Below are 12,844 nucleotides of genomic sequence, written 5' to 3'. Positions count from 1 at the left end.
ATTTTCATCGGGTTTTATGCGTTTAATTGCCGTAACTCATCAAACGTTGATAACGGCGCTCAAGCAGAGCATCAAGCGGCTCTTTGCTTAAGCGATCGACCTGAGCAACTAAACGCTCTTGCAGTTTTTTGGCCATGTCATCGACATTGCGATGCGCACCGCCCAGTGGCTCAGGGATAGTTTCATCAACAATACCCAAGTCTTGCAAAATTTTTGAGGTAACACCCATCGCCTGAGCCGCTTCCGGCGCCTTGGCAACAGTTTTCCAAATAATATTGGCGCAACCTTCAGGTGAAATAACAAAATAGGTCGAATACTGCAGCATGTTGAGCTGATCGCCCACACCGATTGCCAATGCACCGCCAGAGGAGCCTTCACCAATTACGGTACAAATAATAGGCGTGCGCAAACGCGACATTACTGCAAGGTTTTGCGCGATAGATTCAGAAATACCACGCTCTTCCGAGTCAATACCAGGGTAGGCACCGGGGGTATCAATTAGGGTTAATACGGGGAGCTTGAAGCGCTCCGCCATTTCCATTAAACGCAAGGCTTTGCGGTAGCCCTCGGGGCGCGGCATGCCGAAATTGCGCATCACTTTTTCATTGACAGTACGGCCTTTTTCTTCACCAATAACCATCACTGGCTTGCCATCTAAACGGGCAACACCACCAATAATGGCCGCATCATCACCAAAATGACGATCGCCGTGCAGCTCATCAAAATCGGTGAACACGCGGGAAATGTAATCAGAGGTATAAGGGCGATGCGGATGACGCGCGACCTTTACAATATCCCAAGCAGTTAGCTTGGAATAGATAGACTCGGTTAACTTGGTGCTTTTTTCGCGCAACTTGGCGATTTCATCGGCGATATTCACATCGGAACTGTTGCCGACCAGTTGTAATTCTTCAATTTTGCCTTCGAGTTCGGCGATGGGCTGTTCAAAATCCAGATAATTCAGATTCATAGCGAGCTCTTGATCCGGGTAGCAAACTACCATTTTGACTTATAGGGTGAGTGCTGGAGCCTGATGTGATGACTTTTTGAACAGTCCAACAGGTAGCACAATTGGGGCGCTACCTTACGCGAAATGGGCGATTTAGTCGATCTTTTCCAGTGAAAATGAAGTGAAGGAATCTGCGGCAAAAACAAACGAGGATTGGTGCAGCCCACCGGATTTGCTCTAACTAGAACAAATCCGGAGCTGCGATGAGCCAGTATCAGACTAAGGAAGATGTTACTGCAAAACTAGGGCGCTCACGGGCTGGCGAAAAATAGCTACCGTTGTGCTGCTTGAGCGCCTGCAGTATGTGGCGGCGATTAATCAAACCCACCAGCTTACCGTTCTCGACAACAGGATAGTTCTTGGGTTTGTTGCCGAGCATGATTTCAGCAATCTCCAGAATGCTAGCATCCGGCGTTACGCTCAGCACATCGCGCCGCATAATGTGGGTTACCTGAGTAGAATCTTCAGCATAAAAAGCGCTGTTCAACATCTCTTTCATACAGTCCTGCTCAGACACAAATCCAATCACCTTCATGTCTTCATCAACCACGGGCGCACCGGTAATATTCGATTTAAGCAAATACTCGACGACCTCCCGCACACTGGCATCGGATTTGACGGCTAACACATTGGCCTGCATATAATCTTTAACAAGAATCGATGACATAGTACTGCCCTCCATCATTCAATTTTTTTAACCCTTCAATTAAAGTCTAGATGGATAGAGCGAAAGCAAGAGACGAAAATAATCTTGAGCTGGTCATTTTTTAGATCGAGTTAATCTAAAGAAAAACAGGCAGACGATAAAAAGGCTGCAATAGCAGCCTTTTACACCATAAAGAAAGTTCGAAACAATTAATAAACCAATCTCACCTTGGCGCTACCATAGCTGTCGCGTAAGCGCTGTAATAGTTCATCTTCCGGGCGCACATTCCATTGGCTGCCAAAACGCAGCTGAGCGCGCGCATCGCTGCGTAAATAATCCACCACAATAGCGCAGCGTGCATCTTGCTGAGGTGACTGACGATAAGGATCGAGCATCTCACTCAATTCACGGGTAAAGTTAGCGGGTAACGCACCCGATTCCAGCTCAAGCCAAAGTTCACGCACTTTTTCCTGACGTACATCGGCCAGCAGACGAATATTATCGGCACTCATTTTTAACATGCCGCTAAAGTCGTCATAGCGAACTTGGCCGCTGATCACCAGCAACCCATCCTTTGACAGCACATCGCGAGAATTATTAAATGTCTCCGCAAAGAGTGTGACATCCATGCGTCCGGTGCGATCATCAATGGTTAGAATCGCCATGTTGTCGCCGCGCTTGGTGCGCACAATGCGCTGGGAAATAACCAAACCGGAAATCGTTTGGGTACTCTTCTCAGGTTTTAAATTGGCGATACGCGAGCTAACCAAATGGCTCAATTCGCTTTCGTATTCATCAATCGGATGACCAGTGAGATAGAGACCGAGCGTTTCTTTTTCTGCATTCAACCGCTCTTTCATCGTCCAGGTGCGCACACGGCGAAATTCAGTGTACACATCAATTTTGGAATCATCACTGGCGATCACCGCGCCGAATAAATCCATCATGCCCGCATTGGTATTGGCCATCGCCTGCTCAGCCGTTTTAACCGCTTCGCCCATAGCGGCAAACATGACGGCGCGGTCGTGATCAATATTGTGTTGCGGCGTATTACTGGTAGGCCCGAGATTGTCTGCGGCGCCGGAGCGGATAATCGCTTCCATTGCGCGCTTATTAACTTTGCGCGGATCAACACGCGCACAAAAATCGAAAAGATCTTTAAACGGACCACCAGCATTGCGCGCAGCAATAATTGATTCAACCGGCCCCTCACCCAAACCTTTAATTGCGCCCAAGCCATAAATAATTCGGCCGGCATCGTCCACCGTAAAATGAAACTCACCGGAGTTAACATCCGGCGGTAACAATTTTAATTTCATGGTGCGACATTCTTCGATAAAGGTAACCACCTTATCGGTTTTATCCATGTCCGACGACATAGTCGCCGCCATAAAATGCGCGGGATAATGCGCTTTTAACCAAGCAGTTTGGTAAGAGACAATTGCATAAGCAGCAGAGTGAGATTTGTTAAAACCGTAGCCTGCAAATTTTTCTACCAGATCAAAAATTTTAATCGCCAACTCAGGATCAACACCCTGATTTTTTGCACCGGTTTCAAAAACCTCGCGCTGTTTGGCCATCTCTTCCGGTTTTTTCTTACCCATCGCACGGCGCAGCATGTCCGCGCCACCAAGTGTATAACCGGCAAGCACCTGCGCAATTTGCATTACCTGTTCCTGGTAAACAATAACGCCATAGGTCGGCTCAAGTACCGGCTTTAAGGTGTGATGCTGAAATTTTGCATCGGGATAAGCGACCTGCGCGCGGCCGTGTTTACGGTTGATAAAGTCATCCACCATGCCCGACTCAAGTGGACCGGGGCGAAACAACGCCACCAATGCAATCAGGTCTTCGATATTATCTGGCTGTAAACGTTTGATCAGATCTTTCATACCGCGAGATTCCAACTGGAATACCGCCGTTGTTTCTGCGCGTTTTAATAAACCAAATGTTTTGGCATCATCGAGTGGAATGGCGCTGATATCCAGCGGCGCTTCACCTTTTTTAAGGCGCTGCTTATCGATCATAATGCGCGCCCAATCGATAATGGTAAGGGTACGCAAACCGAGGAAGTCAAACTTCACCAGACCCGCTTCTTCTACATCACCCTTATCGAACTGAGTTACCAAACCGCCACCGGATTCATCGCAATACAGCGGTGAAAAATCGGTAAGTTTAGTGGGCGCAATCACCACACCACCGGCATGTTTACCGACATTGCGCGTGAGGCCTTCAAGCTGAACAGCCATCTCCCAGATTTCACCGGCATCGCCGTCTTGTTCAATAAATTCTTTGAGTTGTGGCTCTTCTTGCAGCGCTTGCGCAAGGGTCATGCCCGGTGTTGCCGGAATCATTTTGGAAAGTTTGTCGGCGAGACCGTAAGATTTTCCCTGCACCCGCGCCACGTCGCGCACCACCGCTTTGGCCGCCATGGTACCGAAGGTAATAATCTGACTTACCGCATCGCGACCATAATTGTCGGCCACATACGAAATAACTTTGTCGCGATTATCCATGCAGAAATCGATATCAAAGTCCGGCATGGAAACCCGCTCTGGGTTTAGAAAGCGTTCGAAGAGTAAATCGTATTCAAGCGGATCGAGATCGGTAATTTTTAAGGAGTAAGCAACGAGCGAACCCGCACCCGAACCACGGCCGGGGCCAACCGGAATATCGTGATCCTTCGCCCATTGAATAAAGTCCATTACGATAAGGAAGTAACCAGGGAATCCCATCTGGTTAATAATATCTAACTCAAATGTTAAGCGGTCTTCATATACCTTGCGCCGCTCAGCATAATCCGGTGCGGATTTATCCAGGATGCGCTCAAGCCGTTGCTCCAAACCTTCGAAGGAAATTTTGCAAAAAAACTCCGCCTCGGTTAAACCTTCAGGCACAGGGTACTCGGGCAAAAAGTATTTGCCCATTTGAATCGTCACCGTACAGCGCTTGGCGATTTCAATGGTATTGGCGATAGCTTCGGGAATATCGCTAAATAATTCCGTCATTTCTTCTGCCGTGCGGAAATATTGCTGATCACTGTAGCGACGCTCGCGACGTGGATCATCCAGTGCGCGTCCTTCACTAATACACACGCGCGCTTCATGCACTTCAAATTCGCTGGCTTTTAAAAAACGCACATCATTGGTCGCCACCACCGGGCAATTCATTTCAGTAGCAAGTGCGACTGCTGCGTGCAGATGATTTTCATCATTCTCGCGCCCGGTACGCTGCAATTCCAAGTAAAAGCGGTCGGGAAAGTCCTTCATCCAACCCTGCAATAATTCACTGGCTTGCGGTGCTCTGCCTCCCAACAAGGCCATGCCCACATCACCGAATTTTCCGCCAGAAAGAGCAATCACACCCTCGCTGAATTCGCTGATCCATTCGCGCTGCACATAAGCCACGCCCTGTTGTTGTCCCTGCCGCCAAGCACGCGAAATCAATTCGATAATATTTTTATAACCGCGATCATTAATCGCCAACAAAGTGATGAGTGTTGGCTTGCCTTCGTTATCGCTACTGGCAATCCAAAAATCACTCCCGACTATAGGTTTTACTCCTGCACCCTGCGCGGCTTTATAAAATTTAATCAGCCCGTAAAAATTAGTCTGATCAGTGATGGCACAGGCGGGCATATTTAATTCTGCGGCGCGCTTCACCAGCGGTTTAATTCGCACCAAACTATCGCTTAGTGAAAACTCGGTATGTAAACGCAGGTGGACAAAATTAGCAGCAGGCATAATCGTTTTCTAAGTGAGTCGAAAGATTAAAATAATTTCATTTGTTCGATTTTAGCGCGCACGGGAGCGTAGGAGGTGCGATGAATCGGGGTAATACCTAATTTGTCCAATGCGTCCATATGGACTTGGGTGGGATAACCTTTGTGACCGGCAAAACCATAACCAGGATAGATTTTATCGAACTCAATCATCTCACGATCGCGCGTCACTTTAGCCAGAATGGATGCGGCGCTTATCGCAGCTACGCGGCTATCACCTTTTACTACAGCTTCAGCGGTATAGGCCCACTTGGGTAATTTATTGCCATCAACCAGTACATGCTCAGGTTGAATATGCAGACCTTGTACGGCGCGAGTCATAGCTAACAAACTGGCCTGCAATATATTAATTTTATCGATTTCAGCAACAGAGGCTCGTGCAATACACCAGCTCTTGGCTTTCTGCTGAATTTCGATAAACAATTGCTCACGTTTTTTTTCGGTGAGTTTTTTGGAGTCATCCAAACCTGCAATAGGAGTTTCCGGGTCAAGAATCACTGCCGCCGCAACAACATCACCCGCCAGTGGCCCGCGCCCTACTTCATCACAACCGGCAAACAAAAAACCTTGGTAAACACTGACAAAAGGCTCAAGCACAAAACCACCTGCTAATAAATTATTGTTGTCGAATTAAACGCGCTACTGCATCAGCTGCGCGCGCACTGGCATCGCGCTTTAATTCGATATGCATTTCTGCAAACGTCTGACTGAGTGCTTGCGCTTCATCAGGATTATCAAAATAGTTCATTACTGCCGCACTGAGCGCTTCAGGTGTTGCCTTGTCCTGCAATAATTCTGGCACCAACATTTTTTGTGCCAATAAATTAGGCAATGAAACCCAAGGAGTTTTGACCAACCAGGATAAAATTTTGAAGGTCAGAGAAGCCATTTTGTAAGCGACTACCATTGGCTTTTTCAACAGTAAAGCTTCAAGCGTAACCGTGCCCGATGCCACTAAAACCACATCAGCAGCGGCCATAGCCTCATGAGAGTGACCGTTAAGCAACTCAATAGGAAAATCGACATAATCAGTCATTTCGATATGCAATTGACGATAGCGATCAGGGCTCGCCGCAGGAATAATAAAGTGTAAGTTCGGATCTTGTTCCAAGCAATAAACGGCAGTTCGCATAAATAGCTCGCCCATGCGATCTACTTCGCTCGCGCGACTACCAGGTAAAAGTGCGACTATGCGCCCTTCTTCAGGTAAGCCCAGTGATTGACGCGCAACAGTTTTATCGACTGATAGTGGAATCTCATCGGCAAGATGGTGCCCGACAAACTCTACTGGAACATTGTGATCCTGATAAAACTTCGCTTCAAAGGGCAGCAATGTCAGCATTAAATCGACTGCGCGCGCAATTTTAATAATACGTTTCTGTCGCCATGCCCACACCGACGGGCTCACATAATGAACTGTTTTAATACCTTGCGCTTTTAGTGACTCTTCCAATGAAAGGGTAAAGTCAGGTGAATCCACGCCAATAAAAACAGTGGGCGGGTTAGCAATAAAATGTTCGCGTAAAAATTTGCGGATACGCAGTAATTCCGGCAAACGTTTCAAGGGTTCGATCAGCCCCATCACCGCCAAACGATCTTGAGGAAAATATGAGTGAAAACCCTGCGCCAACATACGCGGGCCACCGATACCGGAAAATTCTGCCGTAGGAAAATGTTTGCGCAGCTCTTGCATCAACGCCGCGCCGAGAATATCTCCGGAGGCCTCTCCGACTACAATACCTATGTGTATGTGATCAGACACTCAGCCTCCAGATTTTTAGTGTGTATTTCGAAGGGATAAATTAGATAAGTAATTGCACAAAAAATACTTAACGAACGATACCGCGAGTCGAACTATTGAGAGAGTCAATCAACACCTGCAGCGCAGGGGATTCAGTAGCTAATGGATTTAATTCTGCCAAAGCTTCATCTAAGGTCAAGCCGCGACGATAAATGGTTTTGTACGCTTTGGTAAGCAAACCTATATCATCTTTTGTAAAACCGCGTCGGCGCAGGCCTTCCACATTAATATTTTTTGCTTCGGCAGGGCTGCCATTGACCATCACATAGGCGGGAACATCTTTACCAATCGCACTGCCCATACCAGAAAAGCTATGCGCACCAATTTTGCAAAACTGATGAACCAGAGTAAAACCACTTAGAATTGCCCAGTCGCCAATATGTACATGGCCAGCAAGTGCGGTGTTATTGACCAAAATACAGTGATTGCCAACCACGCTATCGTGCCCAATATGGACATAAGCCATTAGTAAATTATGATCGCCAATGGTAGTTTCACTGCGATCCTGTACTGTGCCGCGATGAATCGTGACACCTTCACGAATCACATTGTGATCGCCAATAACCAAACGTGTTGGTTCACCTTTGTATTTTAAATCAGGGGTATCTTCACCAATGGATGAGAATTGATAAATGCGATTATGTTTGCCAATAGTCGTTGGCCCTTTCATCACCACATGAGAGGCAATAATACTGCCCGCACCAATTTCCACATCTGGGCCAATAATGGTCCAGGGGCCGACCTGAACATCAGGTGCCAATTTTGCACTGGGATGAATAATTGCAGAGGAATCTATCAAAATATGTTCTCGCTGATTACAGGCTAACGCGAATTAAACTTTGCGGTCCGCACAGAGAATAGTGGCAGACGCTGCCAATACACCATCAACGCTGGCTTTACATTCAAATTTCCAAATTCCACGTTTTTCAGATATGACACGGGACTCCAACTGCAGACGATCACCAGGAATCACCTGACGTTTAAAGCGCACATCATCTACGCCGGCAAATAAATAAATTGAACCATCTTGTGGCTTTTTGTTCATGGTTTTAAAACCAAGAATTCCCGATGCCTGCGCCATTGCTTCAATAATCATCACCCCCGGAAATACCGGGCTTTGCGGGAAGTGACCATTAAAGACTTCTTCGTTAACCGTGATATTTTTGTACGCGACAATTGATTCGCCCTCAATCAACTCCACTACGCGATCCACTAATAGAAAGGGATATCGATGCGGTAAATATTCGCGAATTTCGTTAACATCCATCATGGTACAAACCCCAAGCAATCTATGAAAAATTATTCCGCACCATGAGTGCGTTCGAGTTTTATTAAGCGTGTTGCTAATGAATCTAACTGACGAAAACGCGCTGCATTTTTACGCCAGTCTTTAGTCGGCGCCAAGGGAGTACCTGACGAGTAAGAGCCTGATTCAGTAATAGAAGCCGAGACCATGCTCTTACCGGTAATATGCACTTTATCCGCCAGCGTTAAATGGCCAGCGATAGCAACTGCACCTGCGATGGTGCAGTTAGCTCCAATAGTTGTACTGCCCGCAATAGCAGTATGCGCAGCAATAGCAGTATTTTTACCTATACGAACATTGTGGCCGATCTGTACCTGGTTATCGATAATAGCACCATCGCCAATGTAGGTATCATCAAGCGCACCACGATCGATACAGGTACAAGCACCAATTTCTACTTTATTGCCAATCTGCACACTGCCGAGTTGATGGATCTTTATCCAACCACTTGCGTCAGGCGCGAAGCCAAAGCCATCTGCACCTATAACGCAACCACTATGCAACATACAATCAGCACCGATGCTCACGCCATGATAAATACTGACATTGGCTGCAAGCTTGGTATTGGCGCCTACCTCAGTATCATCGCCAATGTAACAACCAGAGCCGATAACCACGCCATCCGCCAAAGTCACACCATCGCCAATAACCGCATTAGCACCAATAGAAATATTATTTCCCAAAACACAATCCGATCCCAAAACTGCAGTGGGATGAATACCTGAGTACGGAGCACGAAGAAATTCAAATATTGCCGATAAACGGGCATAGGCAACATAGGGGTTATTCACGACTAATTTATTGCCGACATAATCATTAGCAAGATCGGCATTAATTAGTAATGCACCTGCCTTAGTTGACGATAGATATTTTTTGTACGCTGGATTAGCAATAAAACTTAAATCAGTTGCACTAGCAGACTGTAAGGTCGCAAGCGCACTTATTTCTTGCTCTGCATTGCCACGCAACTCTGCACCAAGCAATTGCGCCAATTCAGCCAATAAATAAGAGCGCTTCATCTACAGCGAAACCTATCTTACTTGGCTTTATCAAGTAAAGCGGTTACTTTGGGGGTCAAATCATTTTCAGGTTTTGACATCATCACAGCTTTTGCATCAACAATCATACTGATGTTGTCTGACTCTACCAATTGCTTAACAACTGTTTCCATTTTTGGACCCAGTTCTTGCATGATTTGCTGCATCAACGCTTGCTGTTCAGTCTGTAATTTCTTGCCTTGGAATTGATAATCTTGACCAAGACTTTGCAATTTCTTTTCTTTTTCCGCGATTTGCTCAGCACTCCACACCGACTTATTTTTCTGATAGTCAGCCTGCAATGCTTTAATGTCGGCAGCCAAGCCATCCAGTGACGCCTTAGCAGCAGCAAATTCAGCGCTCTTTTGCAATTTTTCAAACTTAGCTTTTGCAGCCGCGGTGCCCATCACTGCAGCAGTTGGATCTAGCACAACGATTTTCCCTTGTGCCCATGAAACAGCTGACATGAGTGACAATACAATAACAGCAAACATTTTTTGTGTAGCAGCCACAATCTATTCCTCTTGAAATGATATTAAAAACTTATTGTTAAAAGGTTTGCCCCAAGGAGAACTGGAACACTTCTGTACGATCATATTCATTTTCCCTAAACGGTTCGGCAATACTAAACGTCATAGGGCCAAAACCGGAAATCCAAGTTAAACCAAAACCAACCGATGCATTTAGGTGATTAATATCGACATCGTAGCAATTTAACTGGGTCGCGCCGCAATCGGTATCAAACACGTTACCAACATCCAAAAAGAATGTGGTCTGTAACGAACGCTGGTCTTTGATAAAGGGGAGAGGAAATAAAACTTCTGCACCGCCCTGAATCAATACATTACCACCGAAGGCACCACGAGTACGGCTAGTGTAAGTACTGCCAAGAACAGCATCACTAATCAACTCTCCAGGATTACATATCCGAACCACACCATTTTGACCGCTCGATCCTACACCTGGCGCCTCAGTGTCTTCACACAAAATATAGGCATAGCCACCAACTTCACCCGCTTGCTGTATACCATCAGCATTCAAGTCATCCCAAACAGTTGAGTTACCAACTGCAGTTCTCTGTGGTGAGCTGCGTGGGCCGAGAGTGTTTCGTTCAAAACCACGCACCGAGCCAAAGCCGCCGGCATAATAATGCTCAAAGAATGGCAAGTCGTCCAAGTCGCCATAGGCACCGGTGTAGCCCAAACGGGTATGCAAACGCAAGGTGAGGGAGCGAGTCAAAGGTGTAAAAATTTGGCCAGTGTAATCAAATTTGTAATACTGCAGATCGCCGCCAGGCAGTGACAGCTCAAATGTAAATTGTTGTGATGTACCGCGGCTAGCCAACACTCCACGGTTTAAGGTTGAGCGCAGCCAATACAGACTGACTTGAGCATCATTGAACGTGTCACCATAAATATCCAAGAACCCAGGCTCGCCCAACATATCTTCAGTAAATGGCTTGCGTTCGTAGCTGCCACTGGGGTAATCGATTCCCTGCACAAACCGTTGCACTAAATCATAGTTTTCAGATTGAGTGATGTAACCAATATCTGGATTCCAGGAAGGGCTGCGGATAATTTCCTGAGAAGAATAACTTGTAGGTTCTACCTCAAGACTACGCAAACCTATGTCAAAACCGATACGTTCAATATCTGAAATTGGGTAACCAAAGTTCAGCTTTCCACCATAGATGTTGGTACTGTAGGGGGTGACGTTGTATGAGCCATAATCGCTTTTGGTGTAGTACAAACTTACACCGCGACTGACACCGTCAGGAGTGAAGTAGGGATCGTTGTAGTTAAAGTTATACGCGGTTTGGTAGCGATTGTGGCTAAAACTGAAGCCCACTTGTTTACCGGTGCCGAACCAGTTGTTCTGCTGAATACTTGCGGAAAATAAAAGGCCCGAGTACTGCGCATAACCAACCTGTAACCCCATACTGCCGGACGGCTGCTCCTCAACTGTATACTCAACATCAATTTGATCTGATGTACCAGGCACTTCTTTATTTTCTACTTTTACTTCTTTAAAAAAGCCAAGACGCTCTAAGCGTACCTTAGAGTTTTCAATTTGCGCAGTGTTAGCAGAACCACCTTCCATCTGACGCATTTCACGGCGCAAAACTTCGTCTACCGTTTTAGTGTTGCCACGGAAATTAATACGATTTACATAGGCACGTTTACCCGGATCAATAAAAAAAGTAATTTTTACCGTTTTATCAGCATCATTACGCTCCGGCATGCCCTCTACTTTGGCAAAAGTATAACCTTCATTACCCAAGCGTTTAGTCACATACTCTTCTGATGTGGTCATCAGAATTTGTGAAAAGGTTTGATCTTTGCGCATCAAGATCATGCTACGGATGATTTGTTCATTAATAGCAGGGTCACCGGCTAATTCAATATCACTGACCTTGTAGATGTCACCCTCAGTGATATTCACAGTAACAAAAATTTTTGCCTTGTCGGGACTTAATGAAATTTGCGATGAATCAATTTTGAAATTCAGATAACCGCGATCCATATACCAAGACTCAAGGCGTTCCAAATCCCCTTTCATTTTTTCTTTATTGTATTTGTCGTTACCAGAAATCCACGACCACATGCCAGTCGTTTTCAACTCGAACAAATCGATCAATTCTTCTTCTGAATAGCTATTATTACCAATAATATTAATTTGCTTAATGCGCGAGGGACTACCCTCATCAATTTTCACCAACACCTTTACTTGGTTGCGCGGCATATCTTCAATTTCGATATTAACGCTAGCGCCATAACGGCCTTGGTTTACATATTCGCGCTGCAATGCTTGAGTGATACCTTCCAGCGTAGCGCGCTGAAAAATTTGCCCTTCGGACAAATTATTATCCTTTAAGCTATCCATCAGATTTTCAGTTTTGATGGCTTTATTGCCCTTCAGCTCAATTTTATTAATCGCTGGGCGCTCTTTGATCACCAATACCAGCACATCGCCATCGCGTTTGATGGCAACATCAGAGAAATAACCAATTTTAAATAATTCGCGGGTCGCATTTTGAATATCAGCCTGATTCAGAACATCGCCTACTCGAATAGGCATCGCACTGAAAACAGTACCTGCGGATACGCGCTGCAAACCTTCTACACGGATATCGCTTACACGAAAGGTTTGCGCCTGCACCGCAAAAGACAGGAAAAGCGCTAGAAAACAGCCAATAACTCGCATCAAAACTCGCTTCATAGAATCTGTTCTAATCATAAATGAATGTTGGTCGCAGCCCGGCAC

Annotated in this window: 10 protein-coding genes; all 10 read right to left on the bottom strand. The window is 46.0% G+C overall.

Annotated features, from left to right (window positions below):
• Positions 1–22 precede the first annotated feature (22 nt).
• The 10 genes from AWU77_RS06660 to bamA all read right to left on the bottom strand — a co-directional run bounded on the left by AWU77_RS06660 (position 23) and on the right by bamA (position 12,784).
• The gene (locus AWU77_RS06660) at positions 23–970 is read right to left on the bottom strand and encodes an acetyl-CoA carboxylase carboxyltransferase subunit alpha (protein WP_062060610.1); all 948 of its coding nucleotides are present in this window, start codon (positions 968–970) and stop codon (positions 23–25) included.
• Between the two features lie 253 nt (positions 971–1,223).
• Positions 1,224–1,676, bottom strand: coding sequence for a CBS domain-containing protein (locus tag AWU77_RS06655; protein ID WP_062060607.1), 453 nt, complete (start codon positions 1,674–1,676; stop codon positions 1,224–1,226).
• 188 nt (positions 1,677–1,864) lie between these two features.
• Positions 1,865–5,398 carry a DNA polymerase III subunit alpha gene (gene dnaE / locus AWU77_RS06650; protein WP_062060603.1) on the bottom strand — a complete coding sequence of 1,178 codons (3,534 nt, stop codon included), beginning with the start codon at positions 5,396–5,398 and terminating at the stop codon, positions 1,865–1,867.
• A gap of 26 nt (positions 5,399–5,424) precedes the next feature.
• Positions 5,425–6,033 (bottom strand): ribonuclease HII, encoded by a 609-nt coding sequence (gene rnhB, locus AWU77_RS06645; RefSeq protein WP_084618153.1) that lies wholly within the window; start codon positions 6,031–6,033, stop codon positions 5,425–5,427.
• A 19-nt stretch (positions 6,034–6,052) separates the two neighbouring features.
• Positions 6,053–7,198, bottom strand: a complete 1,146-nt coding sequence (lpxB, locus tag AWU77_RS06640; RefSeq protein WP_062060600.1) for a lipid-A-disaccharide synthase — start codon at positions 7,196–7,198, stop codon at positions 6,053–6,055.
• Between the two features lie 67 nt (positions 7,199–7,265).
• Positions 7,266–8,036 (bottom strand): acyl-ACP--UDP-N-acetylglucosamine O-acyltransferase, encoded by a 771-nt coding sequence (gene lpxA / locus AWU77_RS06635; RefSeq protein WP_062060597.1) that lies wholly within the window; start codon positions 8,034–8,036, stop codon positions 7,266–7,268.
• A gap of 33 nt (positions 8,037–8,069) precedes the next feature.
• Positions 8,070–8,507 carry a 3-hydroxyacyl-ACP dehydratase FabZ gene (gene fabZ, locus AWU77_RS06630; RefSeq protein WP_062060595.1) on the bottom strand — a complete coding sequence of 146 codons (438 nt, stop codon included), beginning with the start codon at positions 8,505–8,507 and terminating at the stop codon, positions 8,070–8,072.
• A gap of 29 nt (positions 8,508–8,536) precedes the next feature.
• A complete protein-coding gene (gene lpxD, locus AWU77_RS06625; protein ID WP_062060593.1) occupies positions 8,537–9,562 on the bottom strand; it encodes a UDP-3-O-(3-hydroxymyristoyl)glucosamine N-acyltransferase in 1,026 nt (341 codons plus the stop codon).
• 17 nt (positions 9,563–9,579) lie between these two features.
• The gene (locus tag AWU77_RS06620) at positions 9,580–10,092 is read right to left on the bottom strand and encodes an OmpH family outer membrane protein (RefSeq protein ID WP_238582331.1); all 513 of its coding nucleotides are present in this window, start codon (positions 10,090–10,092) and stop codon (positions 9,580–9,582) included.
• A 37-nt stretch (positions 10,093–10,129) separates the two neighbouring features.
• Positions 10,130–12,784: an outer membrane protein assembly factor BamA gene (gene bamA / locus AWU77_RS06615; protein ID WP_084618151.1), complete on the bottom strand. Its 2,655-nt coding sequence runs from the start codon at positions 12,782–12,784 to the stop codon at positions 10,130–10,132.
• Positions 12,785–12,844 lie beyond the last annotated feature (60 nt).

It is taken from the genome of Cellvibrio sp. OA-2007, from assembly GCF_000953825.1.
In the GTDB taxonomy this organism is placed as follows: domain Bacteria; phylum Pseudomonadota; class Gammaproteobacteria; order Pseudomonadales; family Cellvibrionaceae; genus Cellvibrio.
Note: the sequence above shows the minus strand (reverse complement) of the source record. Positions and strands in the feature narration are given on the sequence as shown.

Bases quoted from the DNA above. Each gene is read 5' to 3' on its own strand.
- AWU77_RS06660 (WP_062060610.1), bottom strand. From the start codon at position 970: ATGAATCTGAATTATCTGGATTTTGAACAGCCCATCGCCGAACTCGAA.
- dnaE (WP_062060603.1), bottom strand. From the start codon at position 5,398: ATGCCTGCTGCTAATTTTGTCCACCTGCGTTTACATACCGAGTTTTCA.
- AWU77_RS06655 (WP_062060607.1), bottom strand. From the start codon at position 1,676: ATGTCATCGATTCTTGTTAAAGATTATATGCAGGCCAATGTGTTAGCC.
- bamA (WP_084618151.1), bottom strand. From the start codon at position 12,784: ATGCGAGTTATTGGCTGTTTTCTAGCGCTTTTCCTGTCTTTTGCGGTG.
- fabZ (WP_062060595.1), bottom strand. From the start codon at position 8,507: ATGATGGATGTTAACGAAATTCGCGAATATTTACCGCATCGATATCCC.
- lpxD (WP_062060593.1), bottom strand. From the start codon at position 9,562: ATGAAGCGCTCTTATTTATTGGCTGAATTGGCGCAATTGCTTGGTGCA.